Source organism: Pseudomonas sp. URMO17WK12:I9 (genome assembly GCF_900230165.1).
Taxonomy (GTDB): Bacteria; Pseudomonadota; Gammaproteobacteria; order Pseudomonadales; family Pseudomonadaceae; genus Aquipseudomonas; species Aquipseudomonas fulva.
This window is the reverse complement of record NZ_OCMQ01000001.1, coordinates 901,665-928,220: the sequence shown is the minus strand read 5'-3', so window position 1 is coordinate 928,220 and position 26,556 is coordinate 901,665. Positions and strand designations below refer to the sequence as shown.

The window sequence follows — 26,556 nt, the reverse complement described above, 5'->3', positions numbered from 1 at the left end:
AGATTGACATCAACTAGCCGGAACAACACACTGATGCGCAATTGCCCCAGGTGCGTTCAGCGGTCGTCCTGGATATCGTTTCCGCTTGCCGGTCGAGCCCATGGTTTTTCCAGCCCAATCGCGCTTGTTGCCCTACGCCGCACTGTTCAGCCTGACCTTCGCGCTTACCATTGGCGGCATTCTGGCTCGCCCGATCGAATCCCTGTCCTTGTTCTGGCCAGTCAATGCCGTACTGGCAGGCGTGTTGCTGCGCTATCCACGCCAGGCAACTGTGGCTGGCTTCGTGTTGATGTGGTTGGCCATGGTTGGCGCGGACCTGCTCTGTGCGAGTGCCCTGGGGCCGGCGCTGTGGTTCAACCTGTGCAACATGGGCGTCGTGGTCACCGTTTGGCAATTGCTATCGCGCTTGCCGCGCCTGCATCGGCGCATGCGCACGCCCCACGGGGTGCTGAGTGTGTTTGGCGCATGTGCAGCCGGGGCCTCGGTGGCTGCGAGCCTGGCCTCGGTGATGGCTGCCCCCTGGTTCGAACAGTCCCTGCGCAGCACGTGGCTGGCGTGGTTCAGCGAGCAGTTTTCCACCGCAGTACTGGTGCTGCCGGTGATGCTCACCGCACCGGCCGCGCGTACCTTGCTGCGTGGTGGGAGCCAAAGGATTCGCCTTGCGCCCCTGATGGTCATGCTGGTGTCGCTGGCGTTCAGCATCGCGTTCGGCGGCCCCGGCGCCATCGCGTTTCCGATCGCAGCCCTTTTGTGGTGTGCTTGGACGTACTCGCCCTTCCTGGTTTCGTTGTTGACGCTGACAGCCGGTAGCACGTTGATCGTTGCCGTTGCCCAGAGCCTCATGCACTTCAGCGTGCCGCAGAGCGAGTCGGGTGTAACGGCGCTGATGTCGGCGCGCCTGGGCATCGCCATGCTGGTACTGGGGCCGCTGGTAGTGGCCTGCGTGACCCAGGCCAATCGCAGCCTGCTTGCGCGTTTGGCGCACCAGGCCACCACCGACCACCTTACGGGCACTTTGAGCCGCAGCGCTTTTACTCGACGTGCAAACGCGCTGCTGGAGAGTCGTCAGCATCAGCAATTCCTGCCACTGACGCTGATGATGCTGGATATCGATCACTTCAAGTCCATCAACGATGCCCACGGGCACGCCGTTGGCGACCAGGTGCTGCGCCAGTTCGCCGATGCGTTGCAGGAACAGTTACACAGCGGCGAAGTATTCGCGCGCATGGGTGGCGAGGAGTTCGTGATCATCGTGCCAGGGCTTGCACCGGACAGGGCGCAATTTACGGCCGAGCGCCTGCGCCGTGCCGTTCAGGACCTTCAGGTGGAGCAAGCCGGCCAGCGCTTGCAGATCACCGTCAGTATCGGTCTGGCAGGCTGCGACGAAGGCATGCCGACGCCAGACCTGACCACACTACTGGCCAGCGCCGACAAGGCGCTTTACCTGGCCAAGGCGAAGGGACGCAATCGCGTGGAGCAAGCTGAGCCGCAGCGTCGAGCCATCTGAGGCTTCTGCTGCGCGCTCACTGAAGTCAAGCAGCTTCACCCGGCAACTCGAGATCATCGCCGGTCCATCAAGCCAGTTGATAAGGCGGTTTGGGCAAAGAGAATGTGTGACGGCTCCGCTCGATTAGGCAGTCCAAAAGCCAGACGAAATGTTGCTCAATTTCTGCTCAATTTAACGGAGCCCGCCGGGGGCTTGGGTTACAGCACGTTATCCACAGACCTACCCACTTTTTCTGTGGACAGATTTCCCAGCCTGGAGAACGACTTATCCCACTTCGACCATTGAACAGATGCGCCGGACAGATCGGCGGCTGTGATAACGCCGAGCCTGAAGACTGACTGGGGATAGCGCTGGAATGCGGCGCAAACGACAAGCCCGCCTGGGCACTGGAAACCCGGCGGGCTGAAAAGGGAAATGGTCATGCGATCAACTGGGAGGAATGGTCCCCAGCAGCCCGATCATGATGGTCAACAGCAGGAAACCACCCAGGAACAGCGCCAGCTTGCTCATTGAAACCTCGACAGTGTGATACGGAATGACGTTATTTTCCGTTCTTCACTGATATGGTTACAGATTCAGGTTTGTAGAAAAAAAGCAGATCAGATCAGGAATGGGCGCCCCACGTAGCCGTCCACCGTAGCGCGGGGTCGTTTACCTTCACATCAGTTGCTGGAGCTTGCCGACAGGTAACCACCCCAGCTCCCCATCACCATGACGACGACACCATAGCCAGCCGTTGAGCAGGCGCAACCGCTCAACCAACTGGCCTGGTTCCACATCCAGCTCGTGGGCGCAATAGTGATCCAACGCCCTACCCTGATTGAAGTCCAGGCGCTCGATAAGCTGCTCCGGCACCCAGCCTGGCTCCTGGCCCGTGCAACTGCACAGGTACCAGTCCTGCATGCCCGGCTCACTCTCAAAACGCGGCCCCACTTCCAGCAGCGTGCCTTGAGCGAAACGCAGAGGGCGTCGGTAGGCACTGCGATGCCGCTCGATCACGATGAAATGCACAGGCCTCTCCTTGGCCGGAAACCCTCGAGCCTAGCAGAAGCTGCAGAAGTTGCTGCCTCGCAGCCTCTTTGTAGGAATATGTATCCCGCGATGTAGGAGGTTTCCTTAGACTTCGTTCTCGCTGTATGAAAGATCAGTTTATGAGGTGGAACTGACCTGTTACGGTCAGCCTTTCCTACAACAGCAAGGACGCTATCGTTAAGAGAACTCTATGGACGACTACAATGAGCCGGCGTTGAGACTTCAAAAAACCCTGTTGAACCTGCGCCGCGAGCGAGACAAGCTCAAAGGCGAAGGCAAGTACGATGAGGCCAGCGCATTGGCGGTATCGATAGCGCGAATCGAAACCACGCTGGCACAACTGCCGGCGGCGTTTAAGCCTGACACACTGCAATAGCCCCAGCGGCCTCGGCCCTTACGAGGGGCGGGGCTGCCTGTTTCCAAGGCTCACAGCTGACATTCGATACTCGCGCGCCTTCAAACAGGCCTATGTTGACGAACGATTCAAAGACCTGCGGCCGATCCAATCAGCATTTTCTTGATCCAGATCAATACGAAATAAATTGTTACCTAAATAACCCTGCACAATGACCATAAGAACAGGCTCGCGGTGTGCTGAAAACCACGGCAATTGAGCGATCCAGCGGCGAACTACGCCGTTCGTAAACTGCTTATGTTTATTCTTAAAGTTTATTGCTTAAGGTGCCGATAGCTGTTTCAACGAGAGGGCTGCAGCCTTATTACCACGGTCACCCTGCTGGACTTGCTTAGCCTAGCAAGCATTGCTACACCAAGGAGCTACACATGTATTTTCGGAACTTGAAAATTGGCACACGCGCGGCTGTCATCTTTACGCTGGTCGCCCTCCTCGTACTGATCCTGGGGCTGGCATCGTTGTACCGCATGCACACGATGGACAAGGCCACTGACGAAGTGCGTACCGAATGGTTACCGTCAATCATGCTGCTGGACGAGGTCAGCATGAACCTGGGCCGCGCCCGAGCACTGACCTTGCGCAGCGTTCTGGAAGAAAGCCCCAGCGCCAGGGCCGCGACATTGGACAAGATCGCGGACATCTCCAAGCACTACCAGGAACAAATCAACACGTACAAGGCAACAGCGACAGAAGAACGAGACCGGGCCCTGTACGACGCATTTCTGGCCAGAAGCGAGACCTACCATAGGTTGCAGGACGCAATTCTTGACGCTGTACGCAGGAACGACATTGCAGAAGCGACCCGCCTGGTCAACGGTGAACTGGCCAACTATGCCGACGCAATGATGAAGTCGCTGATCGAGCTGACCCAGTACAATTCCAACGGCGCAACCAACGCCTCCCAGATCAGTACGGACGCCTATGATCAGTCCTTCTCGATTATCACGGCGACTATCGTGGGCATCATCGTACTGATGATTGCGCTGGCCATCATGCTGACCCGCAGTATCGTGCGGCCTTTGAGCGAAGCGGTGGCCGTTGCCGAGCGGGTGGCCTCGGGTGAGCTCAACCAGGTCATCACGGTGACGGGTAGCGACGAACCCGCGCTGTTGCTGCACGCCTTGTCCAGAATGAAAGACAGCTTGCGCGAGACGATTGCCGGCATCGCAGCCGCCTCCGACCAGCTCGCCTCGGCATCCGAAGAGCTGTTCACGGTCACCGAAGACACCAGCCGCGGCCTGCATCAGCAAAGCGCCGAAATCGACCAAGCCGCCACGGCCGTGAACCAAATGACCGCAGCGGTTGAGGAAGTGGCCAGCAATGCCGTCAACACCGCCGATGCCTCCAAAGGTGCAGACCAGACCACCCGTGAGGGCCAGCAGCGGGTCAATGATGCGCTGCAATCCATTGGTCAGCTCGTCGGCGATGTCACGACCACTTCCCAGGAAATCGAACAGCTGGCCACCAGCGCCAACGAGATCAGCCGGGTACTGGATGTCATCGGCTCGATCGCAGGCCAGACCAACCTGCTTGCGCTCAACGCTGCCATCGAGGCCGCGCGCGCCGGTGAAGCCGGCCGTGGTTTTGCCGTGGTCGCCGACGAAGTCAGGGCGCTGGCGCACCGAACCCAGCAATCGACAGCCGAGATCGAAGGCATGATCACAGGCATTCAGTCGGGCACCGAGTCTGCAGTCGGGGCCATGCACGCCAGCAAAGGGCGGGCGTCAGGCACCCTGGAAATCGCCCAATCCGCAGGCCAGGCCCTGAACACGATTGCCGAAGCCATTTCGTCCATCAACCAACGCAACCTGGTGATCGCCAGCGCCTCCGAAGAGCAGGCCCAGGTGGCCCGCGAAGTGGATCGAAACCTGGTGAACATCAGGGACCTGGCGATGCAGACCTCGGCCGGCGCGAACCAGACCAGCGCCGCCGCCCAGGAGTTGTCACGCCTGGCTGTGGACCTGAACGCGATGGTCGCCAAGTTCAAGGTCTAGGGCTGGATGACAGAGGAGCAGCGGCCTGTCGGGAAAGCTTGCACCGTGCCCCTGGGGCAAGGATTCGCGCCATTGTGTGACGCAAATACCGCTGCCCTGGAGCAAGACCGTCGTGGGTTTCTGTAAAAAAAGCGACGATTTGTGCCTTTTGGGCTGCTCACCGGGGCTGCATCGCATATCCTTGCACCACGCAATCAACCTTGAAGCAGTGAATTGAACGATGAGCTTTGAACAACTGGCAGCGCTACGGGATCGCCTGCGGGCTGAAAAAGAGCAGCAACAGGCAAGCGCCCCAGCGCCGGCCAAGCGCAAGCCCCCGCAGAAGACCAAGCCGCGTGAACTGGACCCGGCAGTGGCCGCCATCTGGCCGCTGCAGAAGCACTTCCCGTTGGCCTTCCCTGTCAACCCTGCGCCGAAAGTGCCGCTCAAGGAGGGCATCTTCAAGGATGCCGAGCAACACCTGGAGCTGCTGGGCATTACCCGTGAGCAACTGAAGCTGGGCATTTCCACCTGGTGCCGGGGCAACCGCTACTGGACCAGCATGGTGGAAAACGCCCCGCGCCTGGACCTTAACGGTGAGCCGGCAGGCGTGGTGACCGCCGCCCAGGCGATCCATGCCAAGCGCCAGGCGGCCCAGCAGCGTAATCAGGAACGCCGCAAGCGGGCGCAAGCCAAGGCACAGACCGCTGCGCCTGCAGCACAGGGCGAGGCTGCAGACGAGCCGGCAGTGGAACAGGCCGCTGAGTAAAGGCTTGGTCTGAGCAAGCGCCCATCGCCCGTTCGCCAAGCGCGCGGGTGATGGGCGCTGCGGGCTATCACATGGCCGCCGACTGGCCGAGTGTACAGCGCAACCTGGTCATCGCCTCAGAGCCTCCAATCCAGGCTGACCATCATCGTACGTGGCTCACCGTGGTACACGCCGTTGTAGAAGCCGACGTTGTTGTAGTAATGCTCGTCGAACAGGTTCTTGACGTTGACAGAAGCAGTCAGGTGCTCATCGATCCGGTAGCGCGCCATCAGTCCAACCACCGAAAATGCCTTCTGGCCGATCTCGTCCTTGGCCGTGATGATACGATCACCGTCGCGCCCTACCGGTCGGTTCGCCAGCCTGAAATTGTCGCTCTGCCAGTCCAGGCTTGCCCCTACGGTCAATGCTGGTGTTAGGGCATAGGTGCTGGACAAGCGCACCAGGTTCAAGGGTTGTTCGGTGTTCTTTCGCTTTTTCTCGGCCGTGGCAGCATGCGTATAGCTGTAGCCCAGGCTCATCTGCCACCCGGTCATCACCTCGCCTGCGACTTCAGCCTCGAAACCTTCGACAACCACGCCTTTGCCACCGCTTTTGTAGAATACTTCGTTGCCATTGGGCGGCACTGAGTCGTCTTGTTCCGCCACGTTGTCCTGCTTGCTGCGAAACACTGCCGTGCTCAGGTTCAGGCGGTCAGCGAACAGGCTGCCCTTGAGCCCCACCTCATAAACCTTGCCTACGATGGGCTCCAGGTACTGCTTGTTGACGTCTCTCACGGTTTGCGGGTTGAAGATATCGGTGTAACTGACATAGGCGGTGAACTGGTCGGTCAGATCGAAGAGTACGCCGGCATAGGGCGTCCACTGATCATTCTGGACCTGCTTGGTAGTGGACTGATCGGTGACTTGCAGGGCATCACCGTAATCCCACTCCCACTGTTGCGTCTGCCAACTGCCGTAGCGGCTGCCAATCACGATGTGCAGGCGATCCGTGGGGTTCAGACGTGTTGCAATGTAGCCGGCCTTCTGACGAATACTGGAGCGCGAACTGTCCAGCCCAGTTTCGAGGTCATAGAACGTAGGGGTGGCCCCCATGTACTTCCAATCGGCAATCGTCTCGAAACCGTCGGGTACAGGCAGATCAAGGCGGTGGGGTTCACTGTCGCGCCGTCGCGACTCGCCGTAACCGATCATGAAATCATGGCTGCGGCCGAACAACTGGAAAGGGCCCGCGAGGTTGAAGTCCAACGCGTCCATCTGCTCGGAGCCCCCGAAGTGCGAGTACCAGGCCTGCATGCCGCTACGGTCGGCTTCGGGGAAGCCATTGCCCCCATAGTAGACCTTTCCGTCGCTGTCGCTTTGCCGGTGGGTATACGCCACCTTCATGACCCAGTCGTTGGCCAGATACTGGTCGAGGGTAGCGAATACCGTCTGGTCTTTGAGCGGCCAGGAAGACCAGGGCGCACTGAGGTTGGTGGAACGGGGCAAGTTGGCTTTGCTGCCGTCGGCGTTCCAGAACGGTACCGTGCCCCAGGATGACCCTTGCACATGCTTGTTCTGATAGTCATACCCCACCGCCAGCACGGTGCTTGGGGCCAGGTCGGCTTCAAGCACGCCGTAGGCCACTTCACGCTGGGTGGCATACTTGTCCATGAACGACTTGTTGTCGCGGTACGCCAGCACGGTGCGTCCGCGCAGACGGCCGTCCCAGCCCAGCGGGCCACCCACGTCCAGGTAGCTGTAGTAATTGTCGAAACTGCCACCACTTACACCACTCTTTACCGCCAACGCGTGTGTAGGGCGCTTGCGAACCATTGCGATGGTGCCCGAGGGATCGCCTGCACCTGTGGTCAAGCCTGTGGCCCCACGCACGACTTCGATTCGATCGTAGATGATGGTGTCGGAGTCGGACTTGAGCCCCGAGAACGTGTTGAGCATGCCATCGATCTGGAAGTTGTTGATGGCGTAACCACGCGAATAGTAGCTCGGTCGCTCCGAGTCATTGCGTTGCACCGTAACTCCCGTGACGTGAGCCATGGCCTCGGACAGGCTGTTGAGCTGGAAGTCGTCCAGCTGCTGGCGGGATATGACCGAGACCGATTGGGGTGTCTCCTTGATCGAGAGATTCAACCGGGTGGCTGCGCTCATGCTACCGGTGGTGTAGGAGCCACTGCGTTCAGTGACGCTGCCAAGGCCGGTAGCAATCACATCGGTTGAGCCCAGCTCCAGCACGGGGCCGTCTTGGCTTGCCTGGGTATCGGCAAAGGATGGCGGGCAGATTAAGCAAGCGTACAGGCCGAGGGTGAAGGTAGTGGGATGGGAAATGGACGGGGGCATTGCGAGCTGACTCCTTGCGCGTGAAAATCCGTGCGCGCAAATCTACATCATAATCATCCTCATATGATAATTAATCGCATAAACCGCTACAGCTGAGCGGGGTTGTACACCTGGTCGCTTTTAGCCGGCCAGGTGCACGTCTGAGGTGGCCGTTCGTCGTGCTCGCCTGATGGTGTCCGCTACAACCTCTAGAACAGCTTCATGGTATAGCTGAGCACCACGCGGTTCTCGTCGATATCTGTTCGGTAATTGGAGCGAGCCATCACATTGCGCACGCGCACGCCGAGCCCCTCCAGCGGCCCACTTTGCACCACGTAGGCCAGGTCCAGATCCCGCTCCCGATCACGCCCTTCAAAGCCCAGCCCGGTTTTGACCTCCCGGCCTTGTACGTAACGCAATGTCGAGGTCAGCCCGGGGATCCCCCATGCCGCAAAGTTGTAGTCATGCCGCACCTGCCAGGAACGCTCCCCAGGCGCCGAGAACTCGTAGGTCGGCAGGGTATTACCCATCGGGTTGGTGTTGGCGCCCACTTGGATGAAACCGTCCTCCCCGCCTATCTGCTGGTAGCCCACGTAAAACGTATGCCCGCCCGTTTTCGCCGAGAACAGGCTGAACAGCGCATGGTTGTCATAGTTGCCGGCAAGCTTGCGCCCATCCTCGCGGGCCTGGAAATAGCCGGCATTCACACCCAAGGTCCAGTCACCTAGGGGCTCGGCGTGCTTGAGGCTGTAGAATCGCTGCTGGTAGATGTCCTGCAGCTGCGCCTGCCATACCCCCACGCTGGAGCGGTTGTCGTTGAAGGCATAGTCGGCGCCCAGGTAATTGAAGCGGTCACTGGTAAAGCGGGCCAGCCGCGCGGGGTTGATGGGGTCGTTGACCAGCGCATACATTTTCTGACTGTTGGACGAGTCGCGCAGGCTGGTGGAGCGAAATTGGCCGGCACTGAGCGTCAGCCCAGCAAACTCATGTGACTCCAGCATTGCGCCCTGATAAGTCGGTGGCAGCAGGCGCAGGTCGCTGAACAGCAACACAGGCAGATTGGGCATTAATTCCCCCACCTTCAATTCGGTTTGGGAAACCTTGAACTTGAGCGCCGCGCCCACGCGGCTGTAATGGTCGGCGGACGTGCCGCTGTCAAGGCTTGGCAGTAGGCCTGAGCGTGCATGTTCGGGGCTGCTGTCGAGTTTGAAACCCAACAGGCCGATCACATCGACCCCGGCACCAATGATGCCCTGGCTATAACCTGAGCTGGCGTTGAGGATGAAGCCCTGCGCCCACTCCTGAGTACGCGATTGGGTGCTTGCTCCTTTGATATCGGCGTAGTCGCGGCTGAAGAAATAATTGCGAGCCTGGAGGGTCGCACGGGCGCCTTCGATGAAACCGACCTCTTCAGCCGGTGCCTCGGTACACAGCGCGGCTGCGATGCAGCCGCTAGCCAGGCGTGCCTTCGGGAAAAAACGCGGTGCAGTGCAAGCGTGCATGGGGCGATTCCTGAAATTCGGGCAACAGCAATCCACCGGCGAGACAAACGCCCGCCGACGTGCAGATTGCATTGAGAATGGGTGGGCAGGCCGGCATCGGCCCGCCTGCCCTACCGGGCGTGAAGCGCTGGACCGCTAGCGGTTGACCAGCTTCGCTGGCAGGGCGATGACCAGGAAGCAACTCAGGAGCAAGCAGCCGGCGAACACCCACAGCGCCGCGTGGGAAGTACCGGTCCAGTCAGTGACCAGGCCCATCAGCGAGTTGCTGACCAGCCCGGCAATGTTGGCCACCGAACAGGCCAAGGCAAAACCGGTGGCGGCTGCCGTTCCTTTCAGGAAGGTCGCCGGCAGGCTGAAGAACACCGGCACCGCACCAATGATCGCGGCCGAGGCGACTGCGAACAGCAATACAGTCATGACCAGGTTCTGGCTGAACAAGGTGCTGCTGGCCATGGCGATGGCGCCGACGATGAAGGGGACGATGATGTGCCAACGACGCTCACGGTGACGGTCGGAGCTGGCGCCGATCATCAGCATGCCGGCCAGTGCGGCGAGGCTCGGGATGGCAGTGAGCAAGCCGATGTGGAACGTGTCGCTCACCCCTGCATCGCGGATGAAGGTCGGCATCCAGAAGCCCATCGCGTAGGCGCTGAGCAGGATCGAGAAATCGATACCGCCAAGCATCCACACCTTGAGGTTGAAGAACCCGTCACGGAAACTGTGCTTGCTGTCCTTGCCCTCTGCATCGTCGGCGGCAAGGTCTGCTGCCAGCTGAGCCTTGTCTTGGCTCGACAACCACTTGGCCTGCTGGAAGTGATTGGGCAAGGCCCAGAAGGTCAGAATGCCGAGCAGCACGCTGGGGATCGCCTCCAGCAGGAACAGCCACTGCCAGCCATGCAGGCCGTGGACCTGATCGAAGTGCCCCATGATCCACCCCGAGATAGGCCCACCGATCACGCTCGACAGCGGCAGCCCGATCATGAACAGGGCGATGATGCGCCCGCGTCGGTAAGTGGGGTACCACATGGTCAGGTAGAACAGTACCCCTGGCAAAAACCCTGCTTCGGCCGCGCCGAGCAGAAACCGCAGGATGTAGAACTGGGTGGTGGTGCTGACGAACATGGTGCACGCCGACAACAGGCCCCAGGTGATCATGATGCGGGCGATCCACAGCTTGGCACCGACGCGCTGCAGAATCAGGTTGCTGGGCACTTCGAAAATGATGTAGCCGACGAAGAACAGCCCGGCACCCAGGCCATAGGCGGCGGTGCTGAACTGCAGATCTTCGAGCATCTGCAGTTTGGCGAAGCCGACGTTGATACGGTCCAGGTAGGCGGCAAGGTAGCAAAAGCACAGGAAGGGAATGAGCCTCCAGGTGATCTTGCTGTACAGCGCTTTGGTGCCCTGATCAATGTCGCTATGGACCGTGGTTGCATTCGCAATTGGCATTTCCTGTCTCCTGGCGGGCGACTTTGTGGTTGTTTTTAAGGCCAGCAGTTTTCGACGCACAAGGACCGTCGCACGCTACACGCGACATGCCCAGGCCACGCCTGAAAAACCCCGAGTGCTCCTGCGGGGCGACCGCCCGGACAGCAGGCGGTCATGAACGTGCTTCCGGCACCGTTCCTTGATTGTTATTGGGTAGGCGCCTGCCGGTGTCAGCCGGTCAATTGCCTGAATTGCGCCATCGCTTCCTGGCGGGAAACCACATCGCCGTACTTACTGTCGATGTCGAACAGGTTGGCGTGGTGCGGGTCGTCATGGCGATCACCCACACATTCGCGCACCACGATGGTTCGAAAGCCATGCTGCATCGCATCTACCGCGCTGGCGCGGATGCACCCGCTGGTGGAGCAGCCGGCCAAGACCACGGTGTCCACTCCTTGGGCGTGCAGCAGCGGCGCCAGGCTGGTGCCGAAGAAAGCGCTGGCGTACTGCTTGCTCAGCACCACCTCCTCCGGCTGTGGGGCAACGGCCTCGCAGAACGCCGCCAAGGGGTTACCCTCGACCATGTCCTTCATCACCGGCGCCTTGCGCACCCATACCCCGCCATCGACAAAATGCGGGGGTTGGTAGCGGATGTTGGTATGCACCACCAGGATGCCGCAATCGCGGGCTAGCGCCAGCAGGTCCGCGGCCTGCGCCACTGCCGTGACGACGCCTGGGGCGTACAGCGCAGCCCCCGGCGTGGTATAGCCCTGCATGAAGTCGATCATCAGCAGCGCCGGTGCGCGACCAAAACCGATACGCTGCCCCCATACACCCTGATAGTTGTCCCGAGCACTTTGTGCCTCGCTCATGTCTACCTCCCGATTTCAATAAGCGCCCGACAGCAAGGCGCCGGCACCTGGCACCACCGCCTCGAGGTCCAGCGCCTTGAGCATGGCGTAGGTGGTAGCGATGGCAGCGGTGACCACAGGCTTGCCGGTCTGCGCCTCGACTTTGGCCACGGCCGGCAACGACTGCATCTGCACGCAGGCCGACAAGACCACCACATCCACCCCTTCAAGGTTCATGCCGGCGACGATACCGGGCAGGTTGGCGGGGTCGTGACGGGCCACGGCCAGGTTGTCGGGAATCTCCAGGGCACGCCAGTCTTGAACCTCGAAGCCTTCTTCGCGGATATAGTTCACCACAAGCTCGGTCAGCGGCTTCATGTACGGGGCGACGATGGCGATGCGCTTGGCCTTCATCACATGCAAGGCTTCGACCAGCGCTCCGGCACTGGTGATGACCGGCGCCAGTGCATCATTATCGGCAGTCGCCTGCCTGAGGCGCTGTTCGGATTGCCGGTGATAGCCCAGGCCCATGGCCATGATCGCCACCAGGCAGGCGTAGCCCAGTACATCGACCCTGGCATCGGACAGCTCCACCGCGCAGCGGTCGGACTCGGCATCCATGGCCGCCAGTTCTTCCTTTCTCACCTGCTTCATGCGCATGCGGCTGGAATGAAAGGTGAAGCGCTCCGGGCGGATGGCTTGGCGCGCGCTGAGCATCGCCGGTATCTCGGTTTCCATGGTGGTGTTGGAACTCGGCACGATCTGGCCGATGCGGTATAGCTTGGTCATGTCTCGTGCTCCTTCAGGCAAGGGATCGATCGAGGAAGAGGCCGAATGCAGCAAAGAAACCATCGAGGTCGTCCCAAGGAATCATGTGCCCAGCGTTGGCAACCTGTACGACCTGAATGTCAGGCTTGAGCTCACGGATTTCGGCGATGTCGCACGGCTCGATTACCCCGCCACGCCCAGCCACCATCAACAACGCCGGCTGGCGTACAGCGGGCAGGTACTGATGGATGTCTACCTCGTGGAAGTCATCGAAGGCCCGCACGATCGCAGGCTCGTAACAGGTGTGCAGCCACTCGGCCCTCAGCGCCAACTGCTCGTCGCTCCAGGTGGCGCAATAGGTGCGCATGTCCTCGCCACTCATACCCATGCTGGCCTGGCGAATGGAATCGACATACCAGGGCAGCTTGCTTGGGTAGGCGCGGCGCCCTGGCCCGGATACCGGCGGGTCGACCAGCACCAGCTTCTGCAAGCCTGGCGCGCCGTTGGCAGCGGCACGAATCGCGAACCGTGCGCCCATCGAGTGCCCAACCAAGTGATAACTGTCCAGCCCCAGCGCGGCGGCAAAGGCGGGAATGTCGGCGGCACAGGCATCGGTGGCGTAGTCCAGATCGGGGCCGCTTGATGACAAACCACGCCCGCGCACATCCAGCACGTAAGTATCGAAGTGCTGGCCAAGGCGCTCGGCGACGAACCCCCAGGTAATCGCCGGGCTGGTGATCCCTGGCACCACGATCAGCGCATGCCCCTTACCGCCATAGCGCAGGTAATGCTGGCGGATACCATTGGCGTTCACATGGCCGCCAGTCACGAAGGTAGTCATGCGGCCTCCCCGCTCTTGAGCGGCTGACCGTACAGGTCATAGCCGTATACCCAGGCTGGATCCTCCTGCGTATAGAGCCAGGTGTTGGCGTTGGATACCGACTGCACCTGGGAGGCTCGCTCTTTACGGTTGGCCTCGTACAGGGCAAAGGCGGTGCGGTGGTCCGACAGACCGGTCTCCTGCAGGCAGCGCGTCAACATGGCCGCATCCTCGATGGCCATGCAGGCGCCCTGCGCCATGTGCGGTTTCATCGGATGACAGGCGTCACCGAGCATCACCAGACGCCCACGGCTCCACAGCGGCAGCGGGTTGCGATTGCGCAGCGGCCACTTGGTGATCGATTCGGTGGCGTCGATCAGCTTCTGGACGGTGGGGTGATAGCCCTCGAAGGCAGCGCGCATTTCTTCCTGGCTGCTGTCCACGTAGGCGCCCTGGAAGTCCCACGCCTCGTGGGGCACACCGGTCACGAAGTAGTATTCGTCGCGCTTGGCCGTGGTGTAGTAGACCATCATGTGCCGGTCTTCGGACCACCACTTGACGCAGGGCTCGAATGCGTCGGCATGCTGCGCCAGGTTTACCCCACGGATCAGCGCACGGTGCGCCACCCAGCCGCTGTAGTTCGGCGCTTCGGCACCGAGCAATTCTTCGCGGATCTTGGAGTGGATGCCGTCGGCCCCTATGACGATGTCGGCGACCGTGTGGGTGCCATCGGCGAAGTCCAGACGCACCTGATCACCCTCATCGATGATCTTTTCCAGGCGTTTGCCGAAGTGCACGGTACCCGGCTTGATGGCATCGATCTGCAGCGCATGCAAGTCACCCCGGTGGATGGTGATGTAGGCCGCACCGTATTCGCGGCGAGCATGCTCACCCAGTGGGATGCGCGAGAGGTAATCGCCGCTCTGGCCGTCGCGGCTGAACCAGAAGTCCGGGTGCGAACCCATGAGTTCCAGCTTCTGCTCCAGCCCCATGCGCCGAAAGATCTTCATGACGTTGGGGCCGATGTGGATCCCGGCACCCAGGCGGGTGAACGCCGGGGCCTGTTCGTACACCTCGACATCGAAGCCGGCCTGCTGCAGCAACGTTGCTGCTGCCGCCCCACCCAAACCCGCGCCGACGATTGCGATTTTTTGGCTTCCCCGCATGGAGAGTCTCCTGTTGTTCTGATGTGTGGCAAGCGGCATGGCCGCGAGTCATTTACAGCGTATACACTTTAAATGGCTCTTAGGAATAGCCTTGCTAAAATATTTTCAAACAGGTGATCGAACGGCAACATGGCCGTTTGTTACCGCATAACTGGGAGATGAGTTGTTTGGTAACGTCTCAAAGATCACTTGCGTTGATCGAATGAATGCGCTCTTATCGCTCAGGTTATGGCGTACACACTGTTTCTTGTGCGCCAAGATAAAGCGCCAAGCACTGCGATGGTGCACCGCTTGATGCCGCCAGAGGCCACCCAGGAGAACCCACAATGCCGGTGAGCAATGCACAACTGACCCAGATGTTCGAGCACGTACTGAAGCTGTCCCGTGTGGACGACACCCAGAGCGTGGCCGTCCTCAAGAGCCATTACTCCGATCCGCGCACGGTCAACGCCGCGATGGAAGCAGCGCAGCGACTAGGGGCGAAGGTCTACGCCGTGGAACTGCCGGCGTTCAATCACCCGACCGCCATGGGCCGGGACATGACCGCCTACTGCGGGGACACGGCACTTACCGGCAATCTGGCGGCGCAGCGCGCACTGGAAGCCGCCGACCTGATCGTCGACACGATGATGCTTCTGCACTCCCCCGAGCAGGAGCAGATTCTCAAGACCGGCACCCGCATTCTGCTGGCGGTGGAACCTCCGGAAGTGCTGGCGCGCATGCTGCCCAACGAGGACGACAAGCGCCGGGTACTGGCTGCCGAAACCCTGCTCAAGCAGGCGCGCAGCATGCATGTGCGGTCCAAGGCTGGCAGCGACTTCCATGCCCCGCTCGGCCAGTACCCGGCAGTCACCGAGTACGGCTACGCCGACGAGCCGGGGCGCTGGGACCACTGGCCCAGTGGATTTCTGTTCACCTGGCCAAACGAGGACAGCGCCGAGGGCACGCTGGTCCTGGATGTAGGCGACATCATCCTGCCGTTCAAGAACTATTGCCGCGAGCGCATTACGCTCGAAATCGAAAAGGGCTTCATCACCGGCATTCATGGCGGTTTCGAGGCCGAGTACCTGCGCGACTACCTCAAGTACTTCAACGACCCTGAGGTTTACGGCATCTCGCACATCGGCTGGGGCTTGCAACCGCGCGCCCAGTGGACTGCCATGGGCTTGCACGACCGCAACGACGGGATGTGCATGGATGCCCGCGCGTTTTACGGCAACTTCCTGTTCTCCACAGGCCCGAACACCGAAGTGGGCGGCAAGCGCAAGACCCCTTGCCACCTGGACATCCCGCTGCGCAACTGCGATATCTACCTGGACAATCAGGCCGTGGTCATGGCCGGGGACGTGGTCGCGCCCCAGCAATCGCTGGCGCGATAACGGTTATACTGGCCGGGCGCTCCGCTATTGGCGGCCGGCCAGCTCCTTTCCACCAGCCCAAAGCCTCTCATGCCGAACACGACTCCCCCCAACAGCGCCCCACACGACACCGCCCCCTACGACGTTACCGAACAGGTGGGTCACTTGCTGCGCAAGGCTTACCAGCGGCACACGGCGATCTTCCAGCAGCAGGCTTGCGACCCACAGTTGACCTCCATTCAATTCGTCACCCTGTGCGCCCTGCGCGATCATGGCCCCAGCTCTCAGGCCGAGTTGATCAAGGCAACGGCCGTGGACCAGGCGACCATCCGCGGGATCGTCGAGCGTCTGAAAGCACGTGAACTGGTGCAGCTCTCGCCAGACCCGGGAGACCGGCGCAAGGTGATCGTCACGCTCACCGACAGTGGCGCGGCCTTGCTCGATGCGATGATTCCCTGCGCCCGGCAGATCAGTGAACTGAGCATGGGCAGCCTCAATGCCGCTGAGCGCGTCGCCATCTTGTACCTGCTGCGCAAGATGATCGACAGCGACGACGGCGCGGCCTGAGCCACACCACTGCTGGACACCCCTTCGCGCGCCCTGCCTGAGCCACCGATTCGGTGAGCTCATTTTTCATGCCCTGCTCATCCGAATGCCTGGCCTGCTTCTTGCTCGCTCATTTCATGTAGTGAGTACTTACCGAAATGCACGCACCCTGTGGGTGCTTCGGTAGCGCAAGTCACCTCCAGAGATGAGCCCACCATGCAAACAACCCTCTCCGTGCGGGTCAACGGCCAGTCGTTCGAAGTCGACGCCCTGCCTGAAACGCCCTTGCTGCTGATCCTGCGCAACGACCTGTGCCTGAACGGCCCCAAGTACGGCTGCGGCCTGGGTGAGTGCGGGGCATGTACGGTGATCATCGACGGCGTGGCCGCCCGCTCCTGCATCATCCCCCTGGCCGGAGCCGTCGGCCGGGAGATCACCACCCTTGAAGGGCTGGGCTGCAAGCGTGCGCCGCACCCTGTGCAGCAGGCGTTCATCGACGAGCAGGCAGCCCAATGCGGCTATTGCATGAACGGCATGATCATGACCGCCACGGCCCTGCTCGATCGAATCCCCCAGCCGAGCGACGAACAGATTCGCAACGAACTGTCCGGCAACCTGTGCCGCTGCGGCACTCACGTCGAAATCCTGCGCGCCGTGCGCCGCGCCGCCGACACCCGGAGAAAAGCATGAACCACTCGCAACAGGTGCCCAGCCGTGACCAACTGCTGGCCAAGACTGGGGTGCTGCTGATCGTCGATCAGATCACACCGCCTTCCGGTCCGGTGGCCAAGGGTGTGACGCCCGAGCCCCGGGAGCGCGAACTGGCGCTGTTCATCGCCGTCTGTGACGACGGCAGGGTCTATGCCTTCAATGGTCACGTTGACCTGGGTACCGGTATCCGCACCTCGCTGGCGCAGATCGTCGCCGAAGAGTTGAACCTGCGCATGGACCAGGTGCACATGGTGCTGGGCGACACCGAGCGGGCGCCCAACCAAGGCGCGACCATCGCCAGCGCCACCCTGCAGATTTCAGCCGTGCCGTTGCGCAAGGCTGCGGCGACTGCGCGCCGTCATTTGCTGCAACGGGCGGCACTGCGCCTTGGGTGCGAGCCCGAGTCGCTGCGCATCGAAGAAGGCACGGTCCTCACCGACGACGGCACTGCACTGAGTTATGCCGAACTGGTAAAAGGGGAAAACCAGCAACTGCACATTGCCGAGGATGCGCCGCTCAAGCCCATTGAAGACTACACCTTGGTCGGGCGCAGCACTGCCCGCGTGGACATTCCCGGCAAGGCCACGGGTGAACTGACCTACGTTCACGACATGCGCCTGCCCGACATGCTGCACGGGCGAGTGATCCGTCCGCCCTATGCTGGCCATGACAGCGGCGACTTCGTTGGCAACAGCCTGCTGGCCGTCGATGAGTCATCCATCGCCCACGTACCCGGCGTCGTGGCCGTGGTCGTGATCCGCGATTTCGTCGGCGTGGTTGCCGAGCGCGAGGAGCAGGCCATTCGTGCCGCGCAAGACCTGAAAATCAGCTGGAAGCCCTTTACCGGCAAGCTGCCCGACCTGAGCGATGTGGCCCAGGCCATCCGCGACAACCCGAGGGTCCAGCGCACGGTGCTGGACCAGGGCGATGTCGATGCAGGCCTTGCCAATGCCAGTCAGCGCCTGAGCCGTACCTATCTATGGCCGTATCAGCTGCATGCTTCGATTGGCCCATCATGCGCGCTGGCCGACTACACGCCTGGGCAGATCCGCGTGTGGTCTGGCACCCAAAACCCACACCTGCTGCGCGCTGATCTGGCCTGGCTGCTGGCCTGCGGCGAGGAGCGCATCGAAATCATCCGCATGGAGGCTGCCGGTTGCTACGGCCGTAACTGCGCCGACGATGTCTGCGCCGACGCCGTGCTGCTGTCGCGTGCTGTGCTACGCCCCGTGCGGGTACAGCTGACCCGCGAGCAGGAACACGCCTGGGAACCCAAAGGCACTGCACAATTGATGGAGATCGACGGCGGCCTGAACGAAGATGGCAGCGTGGCTGCCTATGACTTCCAGACCAGCTATCCGTCCAACGGCGCGCCGACCCTGGCCCTGCTGCTCACTGGCGCGGTGGAGCCGGTACCGGCCTTGTTCGAAATGGGCGACCGCACGTCGATTCCACCGTATGACTACGAACACATGCGCGTGACCATCAACGACATGACGCCGTTGGTGCGCGCTTCGTGGATGCGCGGTGTGTCGGCCATGCCCAACAGCTTTGCCCACGAATCGTACATCGATGAGCTGGCGTTCGCAGCGGGTGTCGATCCGGTGGAATATCGGCTCAAGCACTTGTCCGACCCGCGTGCCATCGACCTGGTCAAGGCCACCGCCGCCCGCGCCGACTGGCAGCCGCATACCCAGCCCATGCAGAGCCAGGGCGAAGGTGACGTACTGCGCGGGCGCGGCTTTGCCTATGCGCGCTACATCCACAGTAAATTCCCAGGCTTTGGCGCCGCATGGGCGGCGTGGGTGGCTGACGTGGCCGTTGACCGGCGTACCGGTGAAGTCGCCGTCACCCGCGTGGTGATCGGGCATGACGCCGGGATGATGGTCAACCCCGAGGGCGTGCGCCACCAGATCCACGGCAATGTCATTCAGTCCACCAGCCGCGTACTCAAGGAGCAAGTCAGCTTCGAAGCGTCGACCGTGGCCAGCAAGGAATGGGGCGGCTACCCGATCCTGACCTTCCCCGAGCTGCCTGCCATCGACGTGATGATGCTGCCGCGTCAGCACGAAGCACCGATGGGCAGCGGCGAATCCGCTTCGGTACCCAGCGCCGCTGCCATTGCCAACGCCATCTTCGATGCCACCGGCATCCGCTTTCGCGAGCTGCCGATCACGGCCGAACGGGTGCGCGCCGCCCTTGGCGCCAATGACCAGGGGCCTGGGCCCTCGGCCCCGGCGCAGCCTGCAAGCAAACGCTCAAAGTGGTGGTTCGGCGGTCTGGCTGGGGTGTTGGGCGCAGCCTTGGGCATGCTTGCCACCGCCCTGCCCTGGCGCAGTGAAATCGCACCGGTTACGCCGCCCGGTGCTGGCAGCTGGAGCGCCGCGATGCTCGAACGCGGGCGCCAGGTGGCAGCGGCCGGCGACTGCGCCGTGTGCCATACCGTCAGCGGCGGCAAGGCCAATGCCGGCGGGTTGGCCATGCACACGCCCTTCGGCACGCTCCACACCACCAACATCACGCCCGATCCGGAAACCGGCATTGGCCGCTGGTCATTCGCCGCCTTCGAACGGGCCATGCGCGAAGGCATCAGCCGTGACGGCCGTCACCTGTACCCCGCGTTTCCCTACACCTCGTTCCGCGTCATCAACGACGCCGACATGCAAGCGCTGTATGCCTACCTGATGTCGCAGACCCCGGTACGCCAGCAAGCGCCCGCCAACCAGATGCGCTTCCCGTTCAACCAGCGACCGCTGATGGCTGGCTGGAACGCCCTGTTTCTGCAGCGCGGTGAATATCAGGCCGACCCGCAGCGCAGCGATCAGTGGAACCGCGGCGCCTACCTTGTCGACGGTCTCGGTCACTGCACGGCGTGCCATTCGCCGCGCAACCTGATGGGCGCCGAGAAAGCTGGCAGCAGCTACCTGGCCGGCGGGATGGTCGATGGCTGGGAAGCACCGGCCCTCAATGCGTTGGGTAAATCATCCACCCCGTGGACCGAAGACGAGTTGTTCAACTACCTGAGTACCGGATTTTCTGACAAACACGGTGTGGCGGCCGGCCCCATGGGCCCGGTGGTCAGCGAGCTGGCGACGCTGCCGGAAAGCGACGTGCGTGCCATCGCCCATTACCTCGGCTCACTCGATGGCGAACCTCAGTCGCAGGCGACCAAGGCACCGCCGCCGGCTGAAACACACGTTTCATTGAGCAATGGCGAACGCGTGTTCAAAGGCGCCTGCATGGCCTGCCACAGCGATGGACTGGGGCCGAAACTGTTCGGCGTCAGCCCGTCGATGGCGGTGAACAGCAACGTTCACAGCGACCTGCCAGACAATCTGCTGCGGGTGATACTGCATGGCATCCCTACCCCCGCCACCCGTGACCTGGGCTACATGCCAGGCTTCAAGGACAGCTTGTCGGACCGACAGGTAGCCGATCTTGCGGCGTACCTGCGCCAGCGTTTTGCAGGTGACAAGCCCGCCTGGCAAGGGCTCGCCGCCACGGCCGCGCAGGTTCGCGCCAACCCAGGCAGCCATTGAGGTCAGCGGCGCAGACCGCGCAGGACAAGGTCACTGATGAACGCCAACCAGTCGGCCTTGGCCTTGGGGTCTGCCAGGTCCACGGCCAAGAACGAACTGAGCGTATGGCGGTTGGAGTTATAGAAATAGCAGAGCGAAGCAATCATCAGGTAGGCGTGGGTGATGTCGATGTCGTCGCGAAACAGGCCTTTCGCCTGGCCCGCGTCGATGATCGGCCGCAGCACGCCAACCGCTTCGCCCGACAAGGCCTTGAGGTTTTGCGACTTGCGCGCATGCTCGCCTTGGTGAAGGTTCTCAGTGGCCAGCAGGGTGACGAATTCGGGGTGTTGCACGTAATAATCCCAAATGAATGCCACCAGCGCACGCACCGCCTGTTCAGGGTTGGCCAAGTCCAGCTGCAGCCCGGCTTCGGCCTGGTTGAAGCTGGCATAGATGTGCTCCAGCACACTGATGAACAGCTTTTCCTTGTTGCCGAAGTAGTAGTAGATCATTCGGTCGTTGGATTTCGCCAGGCTGGAAATCTGCTCGACGCGCCCACCGGCGAAGCCTTCCCTGCTGAAGACCTGTACGGCAGCCTTGAGGATGTTGTCCCGGGTGCGGTCGGCCTGTTGGGCACGGATACCGGTTTTGCGCGTTTGCATGGAGGTCCCTGTGGAGGTGACGAGGGGAGTCACACTGCCATAGTAGATGGGTATTGCGTAGCCTTTGGGCGAGAGGATCGGTGCGAGCGAGGGAGGTGTGACTCAAGTACTGCGATTGGCAACGACGGACACGAGCAGGGCTTGGGCAAAAGGCGGAAATCGTTCGGACACAAAAAAGCCCTGAATTGTCAGGGCTTTTTTGTAGAGAGTAGTGGCGGAAGCGTAGAGATTCGAACTCTAGGATAGTTGCCCATCGACGGTTTTCAAGACCGTTGCCTTAAACCACTCGGCCACGCTTCCAGCTGCTTTGCGGCCGCCATAATACCGGAATGAAACACGCTGTCAAACTCTCTGTGTCGCGGGTTGCAGGAGCTCTGGTAGACTCCTACCATCTTCGACGTTTCATATCTCAGGTTCACCAAGGAGTGTCGCCATGCGCGAACAGGATTATGCCGTACACCACGGCCAGCAGGTCGAGCAGCAGGAGATCAGCAAGGTCCTGCGCAACACGTACAGCCTGCTGGCACTGACCCTCGCTTTCAGCGGCCTGATGGCCTTCATCTCACAGCAGATGCGGTTCGCGTACCCGAACGTATTCGTCGTGCTGATCGGCTTCTATGGCCTGTTCTTCCTCACCGCCAAGCTGCGCGACTCGGTATGGGGCCTGGTCTCCACCTTCGCCCTCACCGGTTTCATGGGCTTCATTCTCGGCCCTATCCTCAACCGCTACCTGGGCATGAGCGGCGGCGCTGAAGTCGTCAGTTCGGCCTTCGCCATGACGGCGCTGGTGTTCGGTGGCCTGTCGGCCTATGTGCTGATCACCCGCAAGGACATGAGCTTCCTCAGCGGCTTCATCACCGCAGGCTTCTTCGTCCTGCTGGGTGCGGTCGTGGCCAGCTTCTTCTTCCAGATCAGCGGCCTGCAACTGGCCATCAGCGCCGGCTTCGTGCTGTTCTCGTCGGTGTGCATCCTGTTCCAGACCAGCGCCATCATCCACGGTGGTGAGCGCAACTACATCATGGCGACCATCAGCTTGTACGTTTCGATCTACAACCTGTTCATCAGCCTGCTGCAGCTGTTCGGCATCATGGGTCGTGACGACTGATACAACGACGTGTGTGAAGAAGCCCGCCTACGCGGGCTTTTTTGTCCCTGCCGTTTCTACCGAACATGCACAGTCGCAAAGCGGTGGCTGCGCTCAGACTTATTGACTTAAAAGTCAGGTAACGAAGGCGATGATCGCCGAACAGGCGGCTAACCGGCATTCCCCTACCGCATTCCCCATTCTGCCCGTAGAATGCGCTCCTTTTTTATAGACGGGCAGCGCTGCGCAATGAGCTCACAGGAACACAGCCCAGGTGCGACAGCGCCTGACAACGAACTGGTACTGGGTCTGGAAGACAAGCCGCGGCTGCTCATCGGCTTGCTGGCAGCGCTGCAACACCTGCTGGCAATCATTGTGCCCATCGTCACTCCTGGCCTGCTGATCTGCCAGGCGTTGGGCGTCTCTGCCCGTGATACCAACCTGATCGTGTCCATGTCCCTGGTCATCTCCGGCATCGCCACCTTCATCCAGTGCAAACGCTTCGGCCCCTTCGGCGCCGGCCTACTGATCGTGCAAGGCACCAGCTTCAACTTCGTCGGCCCGCTGATTGCCGGCGGGGCCTTGATGGTCAAGCAAGGCACGCCTGTAGAAGGCGTCATGGCCGCCATCTTCGGCGTGGTGATTGCAGGCTCTTTCGTCGAGATGGGCGTCTCGCGCATCTTGCCTTTCGTCAAACGGCTGATCACCCCGCTGGTGACCGGTATTGTTGTGCTGATGATTGGCCTGACCCTGATCAAGGTCGGCCTGATCAGCATGGGCGGTGGTTTTGGCGCCATGGCCAACGGGACCTTTGCCAACGGCGAGAACCTGCTGCTGTCAGGCGTGGTGTTGGCAATCATCGTCATCCTCAACCGCATACCGGTGGTCTGGCTGCGCAGTTGCGCCATCGTCATCGCACTGGCGGCGGGCTATGCCCTGGCCGGCTACCTGGGCCGCCTGGACTTTACCGGCATGCATGAGGCCGCGCTCTTCCAAGTGCCGACACCTTTGCACTTTGGCCTCGGTTTTTCCTGGGCACTGTTCATCCCGATGCTGGTGATCTACCTGGTGACCTCTCTGGAGGCCATCGGTGATGTGACGGCCACCAGCAAGGTCTCGCGCCAGCCCGTGGAAGGTCCGGTGTGGATGCAACGGATCAAGGGCGGCGTGCTGGTCAACGGCGCCAACTCACTGCTGGCTGGCGTGTTCAACACGTTCCCAAGCTCGATCTTCGCCCAGAACAACGGGGTCATTCAGCTGACGGGTATCGCCAGCCGTCACATCGGCGTATGGATTGCGGCGATGCTCATACTGCTCGGCTTGTTCCCCAGCGTTGCCGGGGTGATCCAGGCGGTTCCGGAGCCTGTGCTGGGCGGCGCGGCCATGGTCATGTTCGGTGCCGTGGCAGCTTCGGGTATCAATATCCTGGCCAGCACCCGCCTCGATCGCCGCGCCCTGTTGATCATCGCCGTATCGCTGGCCTTGGGCCTAGGCGTGGCACAGGTACCCGAGTTCCTCGCCCATATGCCAGCGGCGATTCGCAATGTGATGGAGTCGGGGGTTGCCACCGGAGGCATCTGTGCTTTGGTCCTGAACTGGTTCTTGCCCGAGGGCAGGGAGAAGGCCTGACGACCACAGGCCTGCAGCAGCCAGGCCTTTTTGTTTATCATGGCGCGATTCCATAGCACGAGTTCGCCATGAAATTCGCTATCGCGGTGTTTTCCCCCGCACAGGCGCCCGCTTCCCGCCGGGCGCTGCGCTTTGCCGAGGCAGCGTTGGCTGCCGGGCACGGCATCACCCGCTTGTTCTTCTACCAGGACGGTGTGCACAGTGCTTCATCCAATGTGGTAGCCCCTCAGGACGAACAGGACATCGCGCAGCAATGGCGCACGTTCCTACAGGCCAACCAGCTGGATGCGGTGGTGTGCATCGCCGCTGCCCTGCGCCGTGGCGTATTGGACGAACGCGAAGCCAGCCGCTATCAGCGCCCTGCCGTGAACCTGCAGCAACCCTATGAACTGTCCGGGCTCGGTCAGCTGCATGAAGCCGCGCAAACGGCCGACCGGCTGATCTGCTTTGGAGGCGATTGAATGGCCAAGTCCATGTTGATCATCAGTCGCCAGGCGCCCTGGAGCGGGCTGTCTGCTCGCGAAGCGCTGGATATCGTCCTGGCCGGCGGCGCCTTCGATCTGCCGCTGGGCATGTTGTTTCTGGACGATGGCGTGTTCCAGCTTGCCTGCGACCAGCACCCCACCGCCCTTGAGCAAAAAAACCTGGCGGCGAACCTGCAGGCATTGCCCATGTTCGGCGTGGACGCGCTGTACGCCTGTGGCCACAGCCTGGCACGGCGCGGCATGGCCCACGCAAGCCTTGGCCTGCCGGTAGAGGTACTCGACGATGCGCAGCTTGCGGCATTGATCGCACAGTTCGACCAAGTGGTGACGCTCTGATGACAACCCTGCATGTAATAGCCCACTCCCCGTTTGGTGACGAACGCCTTCACAGCTGCCTGCGCTTGCTGGGCAGCGAAGACGCCGTACTGCTGTGTGGCGATGCGGTCTACGCCCTGCTCTCGGGCAGCGAGCCTTTGCGTCTGCTAGAGCAGGCCGAGTTGGTCGGTCGCCTCTATGCCCTGGAAGAAGACATGCAAGCCAGGGCCATCTCTTCCTCGCTGGCAACGACGGTCGACTACCCAGGCTTCGTTGCGCTGTCCCTGCACCATGACAAGGTCAACAGCTGGTTATGAACACGCTCGATATCGAAGGCAATGCCATTGCCCTGGACAAGGACGGCTTTCTGGTCAACCTTGAGGACTGGTCACCGGCCACCGCGCAAGGCTTGGCCACCCACGAAGGTATTGCCCTGACGCCTGACCACTGGGAAATCCTGTCATTGCTGCGCACGTTCTACCAGGAGTACCAGCTCTCGCCCGCCACGCGCCCGCTGATCAAATACGCAGCGCTCAAGCTGGGCCCGGAAAAGGGCAACAGCGCCCATCTGAATCGCCTGTTCAATGGCACTCCCGCCAAACTTGCCGCCAAGCTGGCGGGCCTGCCCAAGCCGACCAATTGCATATGACCAGCCCTCGCCCACTGACCCTGGAAACCCCCGCTGAACACCCCTTCGCCGAGTACGTACGCATCCTTGGCAAAGGCAAGCGTGGCGCGCGCGGCCTGACACGCGAAGAAGCCCGCGCCGCCATGGCTTTGCTGCTGGAAGGTAAAGTCGAAGACGCGCAGCTGGGCGCCTTCCTCATGCTGCTAAGGCACAAGGAAGAAAGCGCAGAAGAGCTCGCCGGCTTCACCGAAGCGCTGCGCGCGCACCTGCAAGCGCCTGCCATTGCAGTGGACATCGACTGGCCGAGCTATGCCGGCAAGAAGCGCCATTTGCCGTGGTACCTGTTGGCAGCCAAGTGTTTGGCCGGCAATGGGGTGCGTATTCTGATGCACGGTGGCGGCGCGCACACCGCAGGCCGCCTGTACAGCGAGCAACTGCTCGCGCTGTTGCACATTCCCCTGTGCCGCGATTGGCAGGCTGTCAGTGAGGCCCTGGACCATCACCACCTGGCTTTTTTCCCACTGCAGGACTGGGCGCCTCAACTTCAGCGCATGATCGACCTGCGTAACACCCTGGGCCTGCGCTCGCCGATCCATTCCCTCGCACGGGTGCTGAACCCGCTCGGCGCACGCTGTGGCCTGCAGAGCATCTTCCACCCGGGTTACCAGGCCGTACACCGCGAGGCCAGTCGGTTGTTGGGCGATCATGCGGTAGTGATCAAAGGTGACGGTGGCGAAATCGAGATCAACCCGGATGTCATCAGCCATCTCTACGGCACCACTGACGGTAAGGCCTGGGACGAAGAATGGCCTGCGCTGAGCGAGCGTCGGCACGTCAAGCCGGCATCGCTTGAGCCCGAGCACGTGCTGGCCTTCTGGCGTGGTGAAGTCGAAGACAGCTATGCCCAAAAAGCGGTGCTGGCCACAATGGCGCTGGCGCTTCGCGGGTTGGGGCAAGACCGCGAGCAGGCGTTTGCCCACGCGCAAGGGTGGTGGGCTGATCGCGATCGATCGATTTAACCGATCATACCGCCCCACTCTTTGCGCTATTGGTTCGAACGTCTTTCTCTAGACTGAG

General features: G+C 61.5%; 24 protein-coding genes and 1 tRNA gene. 15 read left to right on the top strand and 10 right to left on the bottom strand.

The window, feature by feature from the left end; genetic code table 11:
- The first annotated feature begins 85 nt into the window (after positions 1–85).
- Positions 86–1,507 carry a GGDEF domain-containing protein gene (locus CRP40_RS04050; RefSeq protein ID WP_027916146.1) on the top strand — a complete coding sequence of 474 codons (1,422 nt, stop codon included), beginning with the start codon at positions 86–88 and terminating at the stop codon, positions 1,505–1,507.
- Positions 1,508–2,164: 657 nt separating this feature from the next.
- Here CRP40_RS04050 and CRP40_RS04045 read toward each other — a convergent pair.
- A complete protein-coding gene (locus CRP40_RS04045) occupies positions 2,165–2,518 on the bottom strand; it encodes an SH3 domain-containing protein (RefSeq protein WP_027916147.1) in 354 nt (117 codons plus the stop codon).
- Positions 2,519–2,729: 211 nt separating this feature from the next.
- On the opposite strand from CRP40_RS04045, the gene CRP40_RS04040 reads away from it, so the two are divergent.
- The 3 genes from CRP40_RS04040 (at position 2,730) to CRP40_RS04030 (ending at position 5,696) form a co-directional block, all read left to right on the top strand.
- Complete coding sequence (locus CRP40_RS04040) at positions 2,730–2,915, top strand: hypothetical protein (RefSeq protein ID WP_027916148.1); 186 nt, start codon at positions 2,730–2,732, stop codon at positions 2,913–2,915.
- Positions 2,916–3,322: 407 nt separating this feature from the next.
- Positions 3,323–4,948 carry a methyl-accepting chemotaxis protein gene (locus CRP40_RS04035; RefSeq protein WP_027916149.1) on the top strand — a complete coding sequence of 542 codons (1,626 nt, stop codon included), beginning with the start codon at positions 3,323–3,325 and terminating at the stop codon, positions 4,946–4,948.
- 220 nt (positions 4,949–5,168) lie between these two features.
- Positions 5,169–5,696, top strand: coding sequence for a ProQ/FinO family protein (locus CRP40_RS04030; protein WP_027916150.1), 528 nt, complete (start codon positions 5,169–5,171; stop codon positions 5,694–5,696).
- A gap of 116 nt (positions 5,697–5,812) precedes the next feature.
- Here CRP40_RS04030 and CRP40_RS04025 read toward each other — a convergent pair whose 3' ends face one another.
- The 7 genes from CRP40_RS04025 to nicC all read right to left on the bottom strand — a co-directional run bounded on the left by CRP40_RS04025 (position 5,813) and on the right by nicC (position 14,543).
- Positions 5,813–8,029 carry a TonB-dependent siderophore receptor gene (locus tag CRP40_RS04025; RefSeq protein WP_027916151.1) on the bottom strand — a complete coding sequence of 739 codons (2,217 nt, stop codon included), beginning with the start codon at positions 8,027–8,029 and terminating at the stop codon, positions 5,813–5,815.
- A 188-nt stretch (positions 8,030–8,217) separates the two neighbouring features.
- On the bottom strand, positions 8,218–9,510 hold the full coding sequence (locus tag CRP40_RS04020) for an OprD family porin (RefSeq protein WP_027916152.1): 1,293 nt from the start codon (positions 9,508–9,510) through the stop codon (positions 8,218–8,220).
- A 135-nt stretch (positions 9,511–9,645) separates the two neighbouring features.
- A complete protein-coding gene (locus CRP40_RS04015; RefSeq protein ID WP_027916153.1) occupies positions 9,646–10,959 on the bottom strand; it encodes an MFS transporter in 1,314 nt (437 codons plus the stop codon).
- A gap of 209 nt (positions 10,960–11,168) precedes the next feature.
- Positions 11,169–11,810 (bottom strand): N-carbamoylsarcosine amidohydrolase, encoded by a 642-nt coding sequence (locus tag CRP40_RS04010; RefSeq protein WP_027916154.1) that lies wholly within the window; start codon positions 11,808–11,810, stop codon positions 11,169–11,171.
- 15 nt (positions 11,811–11,825) lie between these two features.
- Positions 11,826–12,578, bottom strand: coding sequence for an Asp/Glu racemase (locus CRP40_RS04005; RefSeq protein WP_027916155.1), 753 nt, complete (start codon positions 12,576–12,578; stop codon positions 11,826–11,828).
- A 13-nt stretch (positions 12,579–12,591) separates the two neighbouring features.
- On the bottom strand, positions 12,592–13,398 hold the full coding sequence (gene nicD / locus CRP40_RS04000) for an N-formylmaleamate deformylase (RefSeq protein ID WP_027916156.1): 807 nt from the start codon (positions 13,396–13,398) through the stop codon (positions 12,592–12,594).
- Entirely contained in the window at positions 13,395–14,543 is a 1,149-nt protein-coding gene (gene nicC / locus CRP40_RS03995) for a 6-hydroxynicotinate 3-monooxygenase (RefSeq protein ID WP_027916157.1), read from the bottom strand. Before nicC ends, nicD begins: the two co-directional genes overlap by 4 nt.
- 326 nt (positions 14,544–14,869) lie before the next feature.
- Here nicC and CRP40_RS03990 point away from each other — a divergent pair, with 326 nt between their 5' ends.
- From CRP40_RS03990 to CRP40_RS03975, 4 genes are all read left to right on the top strand, one after another.
- The gene (locus CRP40_RS03990; RefSeq protein WP_027916158.1) at positions 14,870–15,922 is read left to right on the top strand and encodes a 2,5-dihydroxypyridine 5,6-dioxygenase; all 1,053 of its coding nucleotides are present in this window, start codon (positions 14,870–14,872) and stop codon (positions 15,920–15,922) included.
- A gap of 69 nt (positions 15,923–15,991) precedes the next feature.
- A complete protein-coding gene (locus tag CRP40_RS03985; protein WP_027916159.1) occupies positions 15,992–16,468 on the top strand; it encodes a MarR family transcriptional regulator in 477 nt (158 codons plus the stop codon).
- Between the two features lie 195 nt (positions 16,469–16,663).
- Positions 16,664–17,137, top strand: a complete 474-nt coding sequence (locus CRP40_RS03980) for a (2Fe-2S)-binding protein (protein ID WP_027916160.1) — start codon at positions 16,664–16,666, stop codon at positions 17,135–17,137.
- On the top strand, positions 17,134–20,697 hold the full coding sequence (locus tag CRP40_RS03975) for a molybdopterin cofactor-binding domain-containing protein (RefSeq protein WP_027916161.1): 3,564 nt from the start codon (positions 17,134–17,136) through the stop codon (positions 20,695–20,697). Before CRP40_RS03980 ends, CRP40_RS03975 begins: the two co-directional genes overlap by 4 nt.
- A gap of 2 nt (positions 20,698–20,699) precedes the next feature.
- Here CRP40_RS03975 and CRP40_RS03970 read toward each other — a convergent pair whose 3' ends face one another.
- Positions 20,700–21,338 carry a TetR family transcriptional regulator gene (locus tag CRP40_RS03970; RefSeq protein ID WP_027916162.1) on the bottom strand — a complete coding sequence of 213 codons (639 nt, stop codon included), beginning with the start codon at positions 21,336–21,338 and terminating at the stop codon, positions 20,700–20,702.
- A gap of 212 nt (positions 21,339–21,550) precedes the next feature.
- Positions 21,551–21,638: transfer RNA gene (locus CRP40_RS03965), tRNA-Ser, on the bottom strand.
- 133 nt (positions 21,639–21,771) lie between these two features.
- On the opposite strand from CRP40_RS03965, the gene CRP40_RS03960 reads away from it, so the two are divergent.
- The 7 genes from CRP40_RS03960 to CRP40_RS03930 all read left to right on the top strand — a co-directional run bounded on the left by CRP40_RS03960 (position 21,772) and on the right by CRP40_RS03930 (position 26,498).
- Positions 21,772–22,443 carry a Bax inhibitor-1/YccA family protein gene (locus tag CRP40_RS03960; RefSeq protein ID WP_023534840.1) on the top strand — a complete coding sequence of 224 codons (672 nt, stop codon included), beginning with the start codon at positions 21,772–21,774 and terminating at the stop codon, positions 22,441–22,443.
- Between the two features lie 228 nt (positions 22,444–22,671).
- A complete protein-coding gene (locus tag CRP40_RS03955) occupies positions 22,672–24,051 on the top strand; it encodes a uracil-xanthine permease family protein (protein WP_027916163.1) in 1,380 nt (459 codons plus the stop codon).
- A 68-nt stretch (positions 24,052–24,119) separates the two neighbouring features.
- Positions 24,120–24,512: a sulfurtransferase complex subunit TusD gene (tusD, locus tag CRP40_RS03950; RefSeq protein ID WP_027916164.1), complete on the top strand. Its 393-nt coding sequence runs from the start codon at positions 24,120–24,122 to the stop codon at positions 24,510–24,512.
- Positions 24,513–24,872, top strand: coding sequence for a sulfurtransferase complex subunit TusC (gene tusC, locus CRP40_RS03945; RefSeq protein ID WP_027916165.1), 360 nt, complete (start codon positions 24,513–24,515; stop codon positions 24,870–24,872).
- A complete protein-coding gene (gene tusB / locus CRP40_RS03940) occupies positions 24,872–25,168 on the top strand; it encodes a sulfurtransferase complex subunit TusB (protein WP_027916166.1) in 297 nt (98 codons plus the stop codon). The genes tusC and tusB overlap by 1 nt, the downstream gene beginning before the upstream one ends.
- Positions 25,165–25,500, top strand: coding sequence for a TusE/DsrC/DsvC family sulfur relay protein (locus CRP40_RS03935; protein WP_027916167.1), 336 nt, complete (start codon positions 25,165–25,167; stop codon positions 25,498–25,500). Before tusB ends, CRP40_RS03935 begins: the two co-directional genes overlap by 4 nt.
- A complete protein-coding gene (locus tag CRP40_RS03930; protein WP_027916168.1) occupies positions 25,497–26,498 on the top strand; it encodes a glycosyl transferase family protein in 1,002 nt (333 codons plus the stop codon). Before CRP40_RS03935 ends, CRP40_RS03930 begins: the two co-directional genes overlap by 4 nt.
- Positions 26,499–26,556 lie beyond the last annotated feature (58 nt).